The organism is Pseudoalteromonas sp. 20-92, assembly GCF_030847595.1.
GTDB lineage: Bacteria > Pseudomonadota > Gammaproteobacteria > Enterobacterales > Alteromonadaceae > Pseudoalteromonas > Pseudoalteromonas fuliginea.
The window spans coordinates 16168-30859 of the sequence record NZ_JANJGQ010000002.1; the positions used below are offsets into that span (position 1 = coordinate 16168).

Annotated in this window: 21 protein-coding genes; 19 read left to right on the forward strand and 2 right to left on the reverse strand. The window is 37.3% G+C overall.

Annotation, left to right across the window (positions count from 1 at the left end; all coding sequences use genetic code 11):
• Positions 1–4: 4 nt before the first annotated feature.
• From dkgB to NRL14_RS02085, 6 genes are all read left to right on the forward strand, one after another.
• A complete protein-coding gene (gene dkgB / locus NRL14_RS02060; protein ID WP_306723868.1) occupies positions 5–820 on the forward strand; it encodes a 2,5-didehydrogluconate reductase DkgB in 816 nt (271 codons plus the stop codon).
• Positions 821–899: 79 nt separating this feature from the next.
• Positions 900–1187 (forward strand): putative quinol monooxygenase, encoded by a 288-nt coding sequence (locus NRL14_RS02065; protein ID WP_306723869.1) that lies wholly within the window; start codon positions 900–902, stop codon positions 1185–1187.
• Positions 1188–1489: 302 nt separating this feature from the next.
• Complete coding sequence (locus NRL14_RS02070; RefSeq protein ID WP_306723870.1) at positions 1490–1645, forward strand: hypothetical protein; 156 nt, start codon at positions 1490–1492, stop codon at positions 1643–1645.
• Positions 1646–1671: 26 nt separating this feature from the next.
• Entirely contained in the window at positions 1672–1830 is a 159-nt protein-coding gene (locus NRL14_RS02075; protein WP_007378675.1) for a hypothetical protein, read from the forward strand.
• Positions 1831–1938: 108 nt separating this feature from the next.
• Positions 1939–2343 (forward strand): hypothetical protein, encoded by a 405-nt coding sequence (locus NRL14_RS02080; RefSeq protein ID WP_007378676.1) that lies wholly within the window; start codon positions 1939–1941, stop codon positions 2341–2343.
• Positions 2344–2481: 138 nt separating this feature from the next.
• On the forward strand, positions 2482–3246 hold the full coding sequence (locus tag NRL14_RS02085) for a 2-keto-4-pentenoate hydratase (RefSeq protein ID WP_306723871.1): 765 nt from the start codon (positions 2482–2484) through the stop codon (positions 3244–3246).
• 75 nt (positions 3247–3321) lie between these two features.
• Here NRL14_RS02085 and NRL14_RS02090 read toward each other — a convergent pair whose 3' ends face one another.
• Together NRL14_RS02090 and NRL14_RS02095 are read right to left on the reverse strand one after the other, a co-directional pair.
• Positions 3322–4182 carry a delta-class carbonic anhydrase gene (locus tag NRL14_RS02090; RefSeq protein ID WP_306723872.1) on the reverse strand — a complete coding sequence of 287 codons (861 nt, stop codon included), beginning with the start codon at positions 4180–4182 and terminating at the stop codon, positions 3322–3324.
• Positions 4183–4311: 129 nt separating this feature from the next.
• Positions 4312–4965, reverse strand: coding sequence for a DUF6058 family natural product biosynthesis protein (locus tag NRL14_RS02095; RefSeq protein ID WP_007378679.1), 654 nt, complete (start codon positions 4963–4965; stop codon positions 4312–4314).
• 171 nt (positions 4966–5136) lie between these two features.
• On the opposite strand from NRL14_RS02095, the gene dapA reads away from it, so the two are divergent.
• The 13 genes from dapA (at position 5137) to NRL14_RS02160 (ending at position 14648) form a co-directional block, all read left to right on the forward strand.
• Positions 5137–6054: a 4-hydroxy-tetrahydrodipicolinate synthase gene (gene dapA, locus NRL14_RS02100; protein WP_306723873.1), complete on the forward strand. Its 918-nt coding sequence runs from the start codon at positions 5137–5139 to the stop codon at positions 6052–6054.
• A 116-nt stretch (positions 6055–6170) separates the two neighbouring features.
• The gene (locus NRL14_RS02105) at positions 6171–6884 is read left to right on the forward strand and encodes a beta-ketoacyl synthase chain length factor (protein WP_188085301.1); all 714 of its coding nucleotides are present in this window, start codon (positions 6171–6173) and stop codon (positions 6882–6884) included.
• 34 nt (positions 6885–6918) lie between these two features.
• Complete coding sequence (locus tag NRL14_RS02110) at positions 6919–7659, forward strand: 1-acyl-sn-glycerol-3-phosphate acyltransferase (protein WP_008137205.1); 741 nt, start codon at positions 6919–6921, stop codon at positions 7657–7659.
• Positions 7656–7913, forward strand: a complete 258-nt coding sequence (locus NRL14_RS02115; protein ID WP_306723875.1) for a phosphopantetheine-binding protein — start codon at positions 7656–7658, stop codon at positions 7911–7913. The genes NRL14_RS02110 and NRL14_RS02115 overlap by 4 nt, the downstream gene beginning before the upstream one ends.
• Positions 7914–7934: 21 nt before the next feature.
• A complete protein-coding gene (locus NRL14_RS02120) occupies positions 7935–8180 on the forward strand; it encodes an acyl carrier protein (protein WP_002958648.1) in 246 nt (81 codons plus the stop codon).
• 4 nt (positions 8181–8184) lie between these two features.
• Positions 8185–8751 (forward strand): hypothetical protein, encoded by a 567-nt coding sequence (locus NRL14_RS02125; RefSeq protein ID WP_306723876.1) that lies wholly within the window; start codon positions 8185–8187, stop codon positions 8749–8751.
• Complete coding sequence (locus NRL14_RS02130) at positions 8744–10108, forward strand: AMP-binding protein (protein WP_007378685.1); 1365 nt, start codon at positions 8744–8746, stop codon at positions 10106–10108. Before NRL14_RS02125 ends, NRL14_RS02130 begins: the two co-directional genes overlap by 8 nt.
• A complete protein-coding gene (locus tag NRL14_RS02135; RefSeq protein ID WP_050482463.1) occupies positions 10092–10457 on the forward strand; it encodes a thioester dehydrase in 366 nt (121 codons plus the stop codon). The genes NRL14_RS02130 and NRL14_RS02135 overlap by 17 nt, the downstream gene beginning before the upstream one ends.
• Positions 10450–11199: a glycosyltransferase family 2 protein gene (locus NRL14_RS02140; RefSeq protein WP_033040622.1), complete on the forward strand. Its 750-nt coding sequence runs from the start codon at positions 10450–10452 to the stop codon at positions 11197–11199. The genes NRL14_RS02135 and NRL14_RS02140 overlap by 8 nt, the downstream gene beginning before the upstream one ends.
• Positions 11189–12157 (forward strand): acyltransferase, encoded by a 969-nt coding sequence (locus tag NRL14_RS02145; protein WP_306723877.1) that lies wholly within the window; start codon positions 11189–11191, stop codon positions 12155–12157. The genes NRL14_RS02140 and NRL14_RS02145 overlap by 11 nt, the downstream gene beginning before the upstream one ends.
• Entirely contained in the window at positions 12150–13694 is a 1545-nt protein-coding gene (hutH, locus tag NRL14_RS02150) for a histidine ammonia-lyase (protein ID WP_149615215.1), read from the forward strand. Before NRL14_RS02145 ends, hutH begins: the two co-directional genes overlap by 8 nt.
• Positions 13687–14115: a thioesterase family protein gene (locus NRL14_RS02155; RefSeq protein WP_007378690.1), complete on the forward strand. Its 429-nt coding sequence runs from the start codon at positions 13687–13689 to the stop codon at positions 14113–14115. Before hutH ends, NRL14_RS02155 begins: the two co-directional genes overlap by 8 nt.
• Before the next feature lie 23 nt (positions 14116–14138).
• Entirely contained in the window at positions 14139–14648 is a 510-nt protein-coding gene (locus NRL14_RS02160; protein ID WP_306723878.1) for an outer membrane lipoprotein carrier protein LolA, read from the forward strand.
• Positions 14649–14692: the final 44 nt, after the last annotated feature.

Genomic DNA, 14692 nt, shown 5'->3' on the forward strand with positions numbered 1-14692 from the left:
AACCATGACAAAACGTGTAATAGAAATGCCAGAACTTGGTATGGGAACATTCCGCTTAGAGGGCGACACTGCCTATAACTCAGTAAAAATGGCACTTGAAGTTGGGTTTCGCCATATTGATACCGCACAAATTTATGGCAACGAAGAGCAAGTAGGCCAAGCCATAAAAGACAGTAATATTCCGCGCAGTGAAATATTCTTAACCACCAAAGTGTGGAATAACAAATTAAACAAAAGCGACTTTATTCCAAGCGTTAAAAAGTCACTTGAAAAGCTACAAGTTGATTCGGTCGACTTACTGCTAATTCATTGGCCATCGCCTGCTAACGACGAGCCAATGAGTGAATACCTCACTGAATTACTAAAAGCGAAGCAGCTTGGTTTAACTAAGCACATTGGTGTATCAAACTTCACCATTGCAAACTTAAATGAAGCAATGCAAACACTCGACTCGCGTGAAATATTTACCAATCAGGTTGAGGTTCACCCATATTTAACTAATACTAGATTGCGTACGTTTTGTGCTCAGCACGATATACACGTAACGGCGTACATGCCATTTGTAGTAGGCAAAGTACTTAAAGATCAAACCATTATCGACATTGCTAAAAAGCACGATGCAAGTCCAGCACAAGTTGTTTTAGCATGGGTTAACGCCAGCGGTATGACGACAATTCCATCATCAACTAAGCGCAAAAATTTAGAAGATAACTTTAACGACCACGTTAAATTAGATGATGAAGACATAGCCCGCATTGATGGCCTAGATTGTGGCGACCGCCAAGCAACACCAGACTTTGCGCCGCAGTGGGATCAGTAAACTTATCTCAAACGCAAAGTTAAACTAAATATTTTAAGGTGTAGATTATCTACACCTTAACTTTTAAAAAGGAATACACATGTTAACGGTTATAGCTGCACTGTCGTGCAAAAATATTGATGCAGATGTGATGCTTACAGCACTTGAAAACTTACAAAAGTCATCGCGCCAAGAAGTAGGGTGCTTACGTTATGAATTATCGGTAAAAAGTGATGATGAACATACTGACTATGTAGTTAGCGAACAGTGGGCGTCTGACGAACACTTTGAAGCGCATAAAAACGAGCCACACTTTAAAGCGTTTGGTATTCAAGTTACTGGGCTTTTAACCAATAGTAGTATCGATGTATATAAATCAATTGGTTAAATTATTTTTATAGTGCTTATTATGGTATGTATTAAAATACTTAGCTAAATTACATGTAATAAAGTAAATACTCAAATAGGTGCTGTTAACTTACATCACCTTTTTATTTTTTCACTCTAACCTGCCTCTAAAATACTCAACTTCCCCAATATATCAATGCAACCTAATAGGACTCTTTTTATGAATTCGTAGTGTGTCGAAATCTAAGATAGTTTTGTAGTGAACGCCAAATTTTATGGTAATAGAAAATCTACTTGGCCCACCTGTTTTAGTTGATAATTCATATGGTTTTGCTCTTACTAATGCAAATTGATGATTCTTCTGTTAGTTTAGCAACTGACCTGAAGCTAGGTGGAAAACACATGGCTCCCTCTTTAGTTGTTGAACTAGGCAAAGAAGCAAGTATTAATATTGATGGTAAAGAGCTTTCATTTTTAGTAAGTAAATCAAGCAGCTAACAAGTTAAAAATTAGGAATATAATTAATGAGAAACTCAAGAAATGAAATAGTAAAATATGGAGTCTCTTTTGGTACAGCCCTAGCAATTGCTATTTCATGGAGTGCTAACGAGTCTGTGTTATGGGCAATTTTGCATGGTTTTTTATCTTGGTTTTATGTTATTTGGCATGTAATTACGCGATAAGTGCTTTCGCGTGTGCACTGATTGATTTGTAGACCGCGGTCAATGTTAATAGTTGAGCAATTACCATCTAAAACGATTAAGTTAAAAATATAAAAGGAATAATTAATAATGAAAGGTGCGGGTGGAAGCTCTGGTGGTATTGGGCATTTTTTTATTGGTTTAATTATGATGTGCGGTGGCTTTTATATGCTGCTAAACGCAATTTCGGTGACCTCGAATTTTGGACTAAGCTCTCGCATTTATAGTGTTAATGCTTTAGGTGGCTTTGGCGTTACAGGCGGCATGGTTATGATCCCGTTTATTTTTGGTGTGGGCCTGATTTTTTATAATTCTAAAAATATTTTAGGCTGGGTGCTATCGCTTGGCTCGTTAACAGCACTAATATTTGGCGTTATATCGAGTGTTCGATTTAGTATGCGAACTATGACGTCGTTTGATTTGATTGTTATTATAATTTTAGCGTTTGGTGGCTTAGGGCTGTTTTTACGTTCGCTTAAATCTGTTGATACTTAAATAATTACCACGCTTTGTTTTAAATACAATTTTAATTATAGGCATTTAACATGATGTTCCAATGCCTAAACTAATATATTAATAATATAATCCTTCCTATTTACTGCTTAACCAATAACGTATTTTAAAGAGATTTATGTGAACAACTCAATACAGCTAAAACTAATTGCTACTCACTTATTAGCACAAAGAGAAGAAAAACCAGCGCGTTCAAACTTTCCCAAAGAGTTAGTACTAGACTCGACTGACGATGCGATAGAAGTACAAAAGTTGATGATTTATTTAAATGATCAAACTGTATATGGCTGGAAGTGTATGCTGCCTTTAGATGATGGCTCAATTATATTAGCGCCTCTTTTACATGCACCTATAAAACAAGCTGAAAATTGCCCACTGTATACAACAAACAATAAAGCGCTTATTGAACCAGAAATTGCATTTATTTTACAAAGCGATTTACCAAGTAATAAAACCTATACAAATGAAGACGTGGATACTGCATTTGCCAGCGTCCACTTGGCACTTGAGCTTATTCAAAAAAGATTTGATGAAGACACTCCATGCACTCACATTGAAAAGCTGGCCGATGGTTTATCTAATCAAGGTGTGTATTTAGGCCCACAAATAGATAAAGCCAAAGCGTATAACGCAAGTACTGTAAATATTAACGTTAAGCAAACTAAGATGGAGTTAAACCTGGCGGGTGTGCATCCTGCAGAACTTGCGCAGCTTCCACTTTATTGGGCGGTTAATTACTTATCAGCAAAGGGAATTAATTTAAAAGCAGGGCAAGTGTTTATAACAGGTTCTTATTGTGGTGTTGTTGAGCTTAATACCAATGAGCAAACATGTATTACATATGAAGATTTAAATACATTTAATGTGACATTTTTATCCCATTAAGCGTAATACTCATTTTAACGGTCATAATAAAACAACCCACTAATTAGTGGGTTGTTTTATTAGGCTAAATTTTAATTATTTGATTTTAGAGAGTAATGCAGGGTTTATTACGAGATTTCTTACACCGTGAGCATGATCTTCATTAAAGGTATTACTTTCACACCACTTACCTACACTGTTTATATCTACTTTTGCTACTTTTGGTTTAACTGACCATGTTACTTGGAAAGGAGAGCCTGCTTCATTGTAACCAGGGCCAGTGGTAGAGCCGGTATAAATAACTGCTTCACCAGTATTAGTAAGTGCATTCGCTGCTTGGTAATAGCCATTAACCGATGACACGTTACTTATTTCGTTAAAATCAAGCGCGTTTGCATCGTTTACTAATACGTATACTTGCGCTTCAACACGTAGTTGCGGATTTTTAATCGAATCACTCAAACAACTACCCAGTGTAGGGCCAGGTTTAACCATTGCACTGCTATGCACATTGTGAACTTCAATGGTGTCGCCTACTGAAAGAGCGCCGTGTTCGCTCGGACAAATCTGTATTTTTGTAGGTTTGCTCTCATTTTTAGTTAAAGAGCCTGAATACACATAGCCACTTTGATAGCCATGACCATCGCCATTGCCTGCATATTTACTAAACTCGCCGCCGGCGTGTTCTGCATTTTTATGAAAATGGATATTGCATAAGTTCATTTGTGATGAAGCAGGCGCATCAGAAAATATTACTGTATTCTCGCCTTTATGATTATCAATATTACGCGGGGATTGAGGGCCAAAACCTTTATTAATTGTGTTTTTAGCAAGTGCGGCGCGCTGTGTTTTTACTACGTCATCGCTTACGTTCTCGTGGTTAGCTTTAGCAAGTGTATTAAAAGAAAGAATTGTGAGTGCAGCAGAAATTAAGCTTATTTTTGTTTTCATTGTCATTGAGTCAGTGCCTTTATTAAGGTGCTTTATTGCGAATTTTCGCTCGTTTGATACGTGATAGTTACGTTAATAGATCTCATTTAATCTAAAAATAATCCTAAAATAGTAAATAATCAACTTAATATAATGTTATTTAATAGACAAATCATACTTTAAAACAAGTGCATCAATGTAGCGAGTGCGTAATGTGCTTTGCTTTTCATGATCGGCACCATGACTCAGTGCACGGTTTAAAAGCTTCATAGCGGGATGTAAGTAAGAACGCTCGTCTTTGTCTAAACTCGCTTTACTTCGTAGTTCGGTAATATCGTCTACAACTAAGCGACCAATATCAACAGCGACTATTTCGTCTATTAATCCATTTTGAGTAAGTACGCCGTATTTACTGCATAAAAATTGTTGCCAGACTTGTTGTAAGTGCTCGTCTATTTCGCAGCCAAATAACTCTTCATTAAATTCAAACCCTTGCTGAGCTAATTTAGTCAAAATGGCAATGTATTGTTGTGCAAAGTAATTAAAAGCATGGCTTGATGATTCTATTTTTTGTTTTATTAAACCTTGCCCCCAATTTACACAGCCGCGTGGGTAATAATCGTCATACTCTTCGCATTCATACAAACCTGAATATGAACTACAACTAAGTTGACTTTTAATACAATAACTTGGTTTGGGGAAAACACTTTGCTCTTGCCAAGTTAAAAGCATGTCTGAATCTATATTTAATGCTTGGCATAGTTCATCGGTGTTATAAAAATGAGTTGCTAAGTAGTCAGATAAACGCATAAAGCCTCTGGTATCGTTAAAATACAAATACTGTTTATATATACAGTGCTTCATTTTGAATTAACAAACTCAATAACACAAGGTATTTTATAATTAAATATGCGCTTACACCTCCAAAAGTACTGGCAAATATGTTACAAATAGCGCAAGTTTTATAAATAATGAATTTTTATGCGCACCCTAGAACAAATTAAACAAGCAAGCCTTATTACAGCGATTAAAACGCCATACTTAGCAAACGGTGAAATAGACCTAGCAAAGTACGATGAACTCGTTGCAATACAAATTGCAGCGGGCGTTGATGGCATTGTAGTCGGTGGCACAACAGGCGAAGGGCAGTTAATGAACTGGGAAGAGCATTTAATGCTTATAGCGCACAGTGCAAACAAGTATGGCGACAAACTGGTTATTGTTGGTAATACCGGTAGTAACAACACCCGTGAAGCGATTAAAGCAACTAAATATGGTTTTGCCAGCGGTATGGATGCAGCACTGCAAATTAACCCGTACTACGGACGTACGTCAATCGCGGGTGTTAAAGAGCACTTTAAACGCGTACTTGATATTGGACCTGCCTTTATTTACAACGTAGCCGGTCGCACAGGTCAAGATCTAACACCTGATATTATTGAACCATTAGCACAGCACTTGAACCTAATTGGTATTAAAGAATGTGGCGGCAATGAGCGCATTGCACACTATGAGCAGCAAGGCATTGCGTGTTGGTCTGGTAACGACGATGAAGCACACGACGCTCGTCATGTACACAAAGCGCACGGTGTTATTTCGGTTACTTCTAACTTAATACCTGGGTTATTTCGCCAATTAATGGATACTAAAAATAACGAGCTAAATACTTCGTTACAACCATTAATGAACTGGTTGTTCTGTGAACCAAACCCGATTGCTATTAACACCGCGTTGATGATGACAGGTGCAGTAAATCCAGTATTTAGATTACCGTATTTACCGCTTAGCGATGAGCAACAAAAAATCGGTTTGCCATTAATAAATCAACTTAACGAAAGTGATGTAGTAGGCGGTAAGGCTGACTATATAGATATAAAAAATATTGCTCTACTTTCTTAGTAATATGAGCCAGTACTGAATGATTTTAGTTACTGGCTTTTATTTAATGATTATTTACTTTTATTGCTAATATCGGTAAAATTCTCGTCCTTATAATTAATAAAATATGTATATCTGTGAAATTTGTTGTTGAAGAACTCGCTATATGGATAAAGCCTGAACAGCGACAAATAAAAGAGAGTAATTGGTTTGATTCCTCCGTATTAAATCTTAGTTGGGTGCCTGCTATGCAGCGACGCCGCATGACTCCTTTTATTAAAATGGCGCTCTTTAGTGCCCATCAAGTAAGTGCTCAAGGTAGCTATATTAATTTACCGAGTGTTTTCTCTTCTCGCCACGGCGATTTTCACAAAACGTCTAACTTACTTGTTGATGTAGTAAATGATCAGCCTTTGTCGCCAACTGGTTTTGGGTTAAGTGTGCATAATGCGGCTTCAGGACTTTTTGGGATAATACAGGGTAATACAAGTGCTACAAATGCAATTTCGGCAGGCGCTGAAAGCTTTATTTATGCACTAGTAGATGGCGTTGTACGCCTTATTGATAGTGAACAGCAACATATATTAATAGTCCATACCGATGAAACCCTCCCTGACATTTACGTGCAGTTCGCTGATGAACAGCAAATAGCACACTCTATTGGTTTAATAATCAGAGCCCCGCAAGAAGGCGAACCTCATTTTAGTTTAAATAAAGTATTTAATACGGGCATGGAAAAAAGCGACTTACCAATGAGTATCCAATGCGCTAAAGCTTTGTATGAGCGCAGCAATATATTACTTGTTCATAACGCGCTTGAGCACGATTGGCAGCTTACATACCATGCTTAAAAATGCACAAAGATTATGTGGATTGTTTTGGCGAATGATTACTACTGCATTTTGCTTTTCAGTTTTTGGAATTGGTGGTTTAGTATTAGCCTTTATTATTTTTCCCGCTCAGCGTTTATTTGAAAATGACTCAGTTAAACAAAAGCTTAAAGCTCGAAAAACAGTGCATTACTGCTTCAAATTGTTTGTTAGTTTAATGCATTTACTGGGGGCTATTCGGTTTCATGTTAACGATAAAGCACAAATTGAAAGCTTAAAAGGACAATTGATATTAGCCAACCATCCTTCTTTAATTGATGTTGTTGTTTTAATTTCGGTGATAAAAAACGCAGATTGCGTAGTAAAGGCGCATTTATTTAAAAACCCTTTTGTGCGCGGCGTTATTAAAAGCACAGGCTATATAAGTAATGATGATCCGCAAGAGTTATTACGAGAGTGCGAGCAAAGTTTACAAACGGGTAATAACTTAATTGTATTTCCTGAAGGGACACGGACAGAGCCTCACAAAAAATTAAAGTTTAAACGTGGCGCTGCAAATATTGCAATTAGATGTAATGCGCCTATCACTACTTTTTTAATTAAAATGAAACCAAACACTTTAACCAAAGGCACTCCTTGGTATAAAGTCGCGCCATATCAGGCGCATTTTACAATGAGGCTTACGAGCCAGCAGTTTAATTGTGCAACGTACGACAGCGATATGCCTGCAATGCAATCACGCCAATTGACTAAAGATTTACAACATTATTTTACACAAGAGCTAAAAAATATATGAGCGAATTAAAAGAACAAATAAAACAACTGATTATCTCAAGCCTTGACCTTGAAGACATGACCACTGCTGACATTAAAGACGATGACGCTTTATTTGTAGATGGGCTAGGGCTAGACAGCATAGATGCGTTAGAGCTTGGCCTTGCGATAAAAAAGAAATTTGATGTGAAAATAGATGCAAATTCTGAGCAAACTAAAGCGCACTTTGCCTCAGTTAATTCTTTAGCAAAATTTATTGAACAAGCACGTTCTTAATATATAAAAGTAGGAAGAAAAATGAAAACCGCTGCTGAAATTTATGATGTATTACACGGCATTTTAGAAAACGAATTTGAAATAGACCCAGAAGATATTAGCTTAGAGGCTAACCTATACCAAGATCTTGATTTAGACAGTATTGATGCTGTTGACTTAGTTGTGAAATTAAGAGAAATCACAGGTAAAAAAATTGAGCCTGATGCCTTTAAGCTTGTGCGCACAGTGCAAGATATAGTCACCGAAATAGAAAAGTTAGTTAACTAATACTATGTTAAAAGCAGTTTTAACAACGTTAATTATGATTTGCTTGGCTTGCTACCCTATTATTGTGTACGTAGGCCTTACGCGTTTTAATAGTCAGATTATTACAGTATTACTGCTATTTTTACTCGGGCTTAGACTTTGGTTAAGCAGAACCTTATTTGATAAAATGCCGTGGTTAAAGCCCGCTACATTTTTAGCAGTCATTACTATTTTGATTTCCAAGGTAATGGATAGCGACTTAGGGCTGCGTTTGTATCCCGTAATCATTAATTTAGTTATGTTAGTTGTGTTTGCGTATTCTTTGTATAAAGGGCCTTCTATTATTGAAACCTTTGCGCGCATTACTGAGCCCTCACTTGATGAAAACGCTCTGATTTATACAAAAAAAGTAACGCTAGTGTGGTGTCTGTTTTTTGTATTAAACGGTGGTATTGCCCTGTACACCAGTATTTTTAGTAGCCTAGAAACCTGGGCTTTTTATAATGGTTTTATTGCTTACTTAGCTATGGGCACATTGTTTGCTATAGAGTGGTTAGTCAGACAAAAAGTAAAAAGGAACGCCGGTGTTTAATGCTTTTCAAAGTAATGCAATAAGAACATGTTTTAATCATACTGATAATGATATTTCTGAGCGTGAGTTTGTTAGTGATATAAATGAGGTTTTAGCAAAACTATCAACGTTAAACGCTACATCATCGGTTGTTTTATACACCACAGACGCCTACAAATTTTCCGTGTACTTATTTGCTTTGGCATTACACGGAAATACAGTGATTTTACCGCCTAATGGGCAACCTGAAACGTTAAACTCCTTGCTTAAACAGACGCCGTTTTTTATTGGTGAGTCTGAATTAATAGCTGATTTAGCGGCTGATTTTTTAGATGTAAGCACTTTAGCCAATCAACCTCACTTTGTATTCATTGAAACAATTAATTGGCCTGAAGAAGGTACAATCGTTTTTTATACGTCGGGCTCGTCGGGAAAAGCAAAGCCAATTGTAAAAACGTGGCAGGTAATAAATAAAGAAGTAAATACATTAATTAACAGCTACGCACTGATTGATAATCCTATTTTTATAGCAAGTGTTTCGCATCAGCATATATACGGTTTACTGTTTAGGTTACTGTGGCCATTACGTGCAGGGAAAGTTGTTAATACGGAACTACTGCATTACCCCGAGCATGTAGCTAAAAAGCTTAGGTTATTTAAAAAAGTAGTGTTTGTTTCAAGCCCAGCGCAGTTAAAACGGTTATGTATCGATAATGTATTAGTGAATGATAAGTCTCATTTACAATGGATATTTTCATCAGGTGGACCGCTACTAAATGAAGATGCCATTTCGTTGTTTACGCAATTAAATAAACCAGTCACACAAGTTTTTGGTAGTACCGAAACAGGTGGTATTGCATATCGACAAGTTACGTCACATGAAAAAGTTAGCCTTTGGCAGCCTTTCTCGGGTATTAAAGTACGGGCTTTGGATGATCAGCGTTTAATTTTAACCTCTCCACTTGTTCGCGACAAAAATTACCCTTTAGATGATCGAGGCGAAGTACTTAAAAATGGTCAATTTAGATTATTAGGTCGATTCGACCGAATTATAAAATTAGAAGAAAAACGATTAAGTTTAGATGAGCTAGAACTACATTTGTGTACTAGTGAGTGGGTAAGTGAAGCTAAAGTAATCGCCTTGCCTGGTGAGCGATTAATTGTAGGGGCTATTGTTGTGCTTACGCATAAAGGGCAGATGCTCTTTAATGGTGACGGTAAGCTAGCTACAAATAATTTATTAAAAGCGCATGCATTAGCGCGCTTTGAGCGAATTTGTATCCCTAAAAAGTGGCGTTTTGTAGAGCAATTACCATACAACTCACAGGCAAAGTTAAATTTAAAAGCATTGGAGAGTCTTTTTGCAAAAGTTGACTAAAACACAGCCTGATTTACTGTCTTGTGAAAAAGCAGAGCAAAAGTATAAATTAAGCTTACTAGTTCCTCATGATTTAGATTATTTCAAAGGACACTTTACGGATGGCCCAATACTCGCAGGTGTTGTGCAATTAGACTGGGCTGTGGCTGCAATTTGTAAATATTATAAGGTTCAGCAACCTGTTAAAAATGTTGAAGTATTAAAGTTTCAGGTAGTGATTACCCCAGGTATAACAATCGAATTATTGCTTGAGCAAAAAGCAGATAATAAATACACTTTTTCGTATAATTCAAATAAAGGACAGCATGCATCTGGCCGTGTTGTTTTTGATAGCCTAATAAATGAATAACTTTTGTATTGTTATCCCAAATTATAATCATATTACGGTTATTGATGATGTACTTAGCCAATTATCGTCATTTAATCTTCCTATTATTATGGTTGATGACGCAAGCAACGCCGAAGCTAAAAATGTATTCAGTAACCTTGATGCAAAATACGCGCAGTTGAGTGTAGTTACCCACGACGATAATCAGGGCAAAGGCGGCGCGGTACAAACAGGCTTAAAGCAGGCACATAAGCTAGGTTTTTCACATGCGATACAGGTTGATGCAGATGGGCAGCATGATTTAGCTGACATTAAAAAACTAATAGCACTTTCAAATGCTCAGCCTAAAGCGCTTATAAGTTGTTGCCCAATATATGATGACTCAGTGCCTAAACACCGTTATTTAGCACGTTATTTAACGCATGTGTGGGTATGGATTGAAACGTTAAGTTTTACAATTGTAGATTCGATGTGTGGCTTTAGAGTGTATCCACTTGAGCAAAGTACAAAGCTAATTGATGAGGTGTCGCTTGGAAAGCGCATGGATTTTGACCCTGAAATTTTAGTGCGTTTATATTGGCGCAATGTGCCTTTTGTATTTTTACCTAGCCAAGTAATTTACCCTGAAAATGGGCTTTCTCATTTTCAACCATTGCACGATAATGCGCGTATTTCCTGGTTACACACTCGTTTGTTTTTTGGCATGTTGATTCGCTCTCCTGTGTTAATTTGTCATAAATTAAAGAGGCGTTATGGCCGCTAAACATTGGTCTAAAATGCAGGAACGCGGTAATTTTTTAGGTATTCAAATACTGTTATTTGCCCATAAATTACTGGGTAGAAAAGGACTGTGGATTGTTTTGTTTCCTGTGGTTTTTTATCTTTTTTTAACAGGCAAAGTAGCACGTACAGCATCTAAAGCGTTTTTAGCGCAGGTTAATGTTTACCAAGGCTGCAAACAACCTGTTACGTTTAAAATGCAATTAACACACTTTTGCAGTTTTGCAGATAGCGCATTAGATAAAATTGATGCTTGGCTTGGGCGAATAACCCAACGTGATATTAAGTACACTAATGAGCATTTATTTGCTGAGTTAGATGAGCAAAACCAAGGGGCTATTTTTATAGGTTCTCACTTGGGTAATTTAGAAGTATGCAGGGCACTTAGCCAACACCGCAGCAGTAAAAAAATAAATGTATTGGTGTTTACTCATCACGCTGTTGAATTTAATAAAATGCTTAAAAAGATTAACCCAGATGTGTCGGTTAATTTAATACAAGTGACAGATATGGGCCCTGACTTAGCTATTTTACTAAAAGAAAAAGTAGAGCTGGGGGAAATAATCGTTATTGTTGGTGACAGAACAAGCACAACAACGGCTTCTCGGTCGGTACAGGTACCATTTTTAGGAAAAAACGCCCCATTTTCACAGGGGCCTTTTATATTAGCCGCGTTGCTTGATTGCCCTGTTTACTTTTTGTTTTGTTTAAAAGATAAAAAAAGAAAAAAGTATCAAGTGATATTTGAGCATTACAGCCAATCATTAAAAATGCCTCGACGAGAGCGACAGCAGGCGCTAACACTTATTATTACTGACTATGCAGAGCGTTTGAGTTATTACGCAGCTTTATATCCTTATCAGTGGTTTAATTTTTACGATTTTTGGAAAAGTGATCAGCAGGTAGTGCGCGATCAATCAATGGAGAGCAAGTGTGACTGAACAAAATATACAGCTTTTTGGCAATCAGCGATTATCAATTGAAGATATTGTTCGAGTTGCCTTTAATCAAACACAAGTGCAATTAAATAGCTGTGAAACTTTTAGCGTTAAAATTAATAGCGCTTTGTGTTTTTTAGACACACTTTTAAAAGAAGATGGCGTAATTTACGGCGTTACAACTGGTTACGGTGATTCTGTAACGGTGGCAGTACCCCTTGATTTAGTTGATGAATTACCTCTGCATTTAACTCGCTTTCACGGCTGTGGACTGGGGGATGTATTTAATAAAGTGCAAGGGCGTGCAATTTTAGCGACGCGTTTAACATCACTTTCACAAGGCTATTCTGGTATTAGCTGGGAAATGCTGCACCTACTTAAAGATTATTTAAATAACGATATAGTGCCTGTGATCCCACAAGAAGGGTCAGTAGGTGCCAGCGGTGATTTAACACCGTTATCTTACGTTGCAGGTGCGATGGTAGGCGAGCGTGATGTGTTTTACAAAGACCAAGTACGTAACAGTGCTGAAGTTATGAAAGAAGTTGGCTTAGAGCCACTAACACTAAGGCCAAAAGAAGGTCTTGCCGTTATGAATGGCACAGCGGTAATGACTGCATTAGCGTGTTTAGCATTTGATAGGGCTAATTACTTGGCTAAATTGGCGAGCCGTATTACTGCATTATCAAGCTTAGCACTTAAAGGAAATAGCCATCATTTTGATGAGATATTATTTTCAGTTAAGCCACATCCTGGGCAGCAACAAATAGCACGTTGGATAAGAGAAGATTTAAACCATCACGATCACCCTCGTAATGCAGACAGACTTCAAGATAGGTATTCAATCCGTTGTGCACCCCATGTTATTGGGGTGCTGCAAGACAGTCTGCCGTTTTTTAGGCACATGATAGAAAACGAGCTTAACTCAGCAAACGATAACCCAATAATTGACGGCCAAGGTGAGCATGTATTGCACGGCGGGCATTTTTACGGTGGCCACATTGCAATGGCAATGGATAGCATGAAAACAGCCGTTGCAAACCTTGCGGATTTAGCAGACAGACAAATTGCTTCTTTGGTTGATACTAAGTACAACAACGGCCTACCTTCAAACTTGTCTGATAGTGCACCAGAGCGCCGTTATATTAATCATGGTTTTAAAGCGGTTCAAATTGGCTGTAGTGCTTACACTGCTGAAGCATTGAAATTAACCATGCCGGCCAGCGTTTTTTCTCGCTCTACAGAGTGCCATAATCAAGATAAAGTGAGTATGGGGACTATTGCGTCACGCGATTGTTTACGTATTTTACAGCTAACAGAACAAGTGTTAGCAAGTACGTTATTAGCCAGTATTCAAGGTGTTAGATTACGTATTAAGCAAGGCGATCTAGAGTTTTCGACTTTAACGCAAGATATGCAAAACATGTATACCGATATAACTGATTACTTTGAAAACCTCACAGAGGATAGACCAATGGAAGCCGTGCTAAGGCAAACAATAGGGTATATTCAAACTAAACGTTGGGCGTTGTATGAATAGTAAAGGTGCATTATTAACGCATGTGGTAGAAATTGAAATTCCATTTCATGACTGCGACCCAATGAATGTTGTATGGCATGGTAATTACCCACGTTATTTAGAAGTAGCGCGCTGTGAGTTACTGCGTTTATTTGATTACGATTACCCACAAATGCATGAGTCGGGCTACGCGTGGCCTATTGTTGATATGCAAATAAAGTATATTGCCTCAGCGGTATTTACTCAAAAAATTAAAGTAGCGGCTTATTTAAAAGAATTCGAGAATCGACTACGGATTGACTACGTAATCACTGACTCGCTAACTAATAAGCGCCTTACTAAAGCCTCAACCACGCAAGTTGCGGTTGAGATCAGCTCCAAAGAAATGCAATTTGAATCACCCGCTATTTTATTTAATAAGTTAAAAGCAGTTTTGAATTAAATTTTTATTTTATAGGCGATTAAATGAATTTTTTAAAATGTTTTACATTGAGCATTGCCATTAGCTTTTTGCTGTTTTGCTCTGTAGTAAATGCAGCAGCTATTAAAGGTGAGTTTAAGCAATATAAGCAATTTAATGGGTTTGCTAAGCCTTTTATTTCGTCGGGTGTTTTTTCGTTAATTGACGAAAAACTAATTTGGCAAGTGAAAATGCCTGTTGAGAGTATGCTCATAATAGAAAACGGCAAAGTGCTTGCACAAAATGCCAATGGTGAGTTAATACCACAACCCGGTAGCGAGCAATTTGTAGGATTACTGAGTGACTTACTTAGCGTAAATATGAGTGCGCTGGAAATACGTTTTGACATTGTTAAAATGCAAGACGGTTGTACACAGTTAACACCAAAAGAAGCGATGCTACAGCAATTATTTAGTGATTTTATTTTATGTAATACTGCTAAGCAAGTGAGCAGTATTACACTAAATGAGCACTCAGGAAATAACACAAAAATTGAGTTTACTTATCCCAAATAAAATTATGTTTTTAAATAATGCAGTGGTTAATTAAGGGAGTAGTG

What these genes read in the sequence shown, in the direction of transcription:
- dkgB (WP_306723868.1), top strand. Translation starts at nt 5, where the DNA reads ATGACAAAACGTGTAATAGAAATGCCAGAACTTGGTATGGGAACATTC.
- NRL14_RS02065 (WP_306723869.1), top strand. Translation starts at nt 900, where the DNA reads ATGTTAACGGTTATAGCTGCACTGTCGTGCAAAAATATTGATGCAGAT.
- NRL14_RS02070 (WP_306723870.1), top strand. Translation starts at nt 1,490, where the DNA reads ATGCAAATTGATGATTCTTCTGTTAGTTTAGCAACTGACCTGAAGCTA.
- NRL14_RS02075 (WP_007378675.1), top strand. Translation starts at nt 1,672, where the DNA reads ATGAGAAACTCAAGAAATGAAATAGTAAAATATGGAGTCTCTTTTGGT.
- NRL14_RS02080 (WP_007378676.1), top strand. Translation starts at nt 1,939, where the DNA reads ATGAAAGGTGCGGGTGGAAGCTCTGGTGGTATTGGGCATTTTTTTATT.
- NRL14_RS02090 (WP_306723872.1), bottom strand. Translation starts at nt 4,182, where the DNA reads ATGACAATGAAAACAAAAATAAGCTTAATTTCTGCTGCACTCACAATT.
- NRL14_RS02095 (WP_007378679.1), bottom strand. Translation starts at nt 4,965, where the DNA reads ATGCGTTTATCTGACTACTTAGCAACTCATTTTTATAACACCGATGAA.
- dapA (WP_306723873.1), top strand. Translation starts at nt 5,137, where the DNA reads ATGCGCACCCTAGAACAAATTAAACAAGCAAGCCTTATTACAGCGATT.
- NRL14_RS02110 (WP_008137205.1), top strand. Translation starts at nt 6,919, where the DNA reads ATGATTACTACTGCATTTTGCTTTTCAGTTTTTGGAATTGGTGGTTTA.
- NRL14_RS02115 (WP_306723875.1), top strand. Translation starts at nt 7,656, where the DNA reads ATGAGCGAATTAAAAGAACAAATAAAACAACTGATTATCTCAAGCCTT.
- NRL14_RS02120 (WP_002958648.1), top strand. Translation starts at nt 7,935, where the DNA reads ATGAAAACCGCTGCTGAAATTTATGATGTATTACACGGCATTTTAGAA.
- NRL14_RS02125 (WP_306723876.1), top strand. Translation starts at nt 8,185, where the DNA reads ATGTTAAAAGCAGTTTTAACAACGTTAATTATGATTTGCTTGGCTTGC.
- NRL14_RS02140 (WP_033040622.1), top strand. Translation starts at nt 10,450, where the DNA reads ATGAATAACTTTTGTATTGTTATCCCAAATTATAATCATATTACGGTT.
- NRL14_RS02145 (WP_306723877.1), top strand. Translation starts at nt 11,189, where the DNA reads ATGGCCGCTAAACATTGGTCTAAAATGCAGGAACGCGGTAATTTTTTA.
- NRL14_RS02155 (WP_007378690.1), top strand. Translation starts at nt 13,687, where the DNA reads ATGAATAGTAAAGGTGCATTATTAACGCATGTGGTAGAAATTGAAATT.
- NRL14_RS02160 (WP_306723878.1), top strand. Translation starts at nt 14,139, where the DNA reads ATGAATTTTTTAAAATGTTTTACATTGAGCATTGCCATTAGCTTTTTG.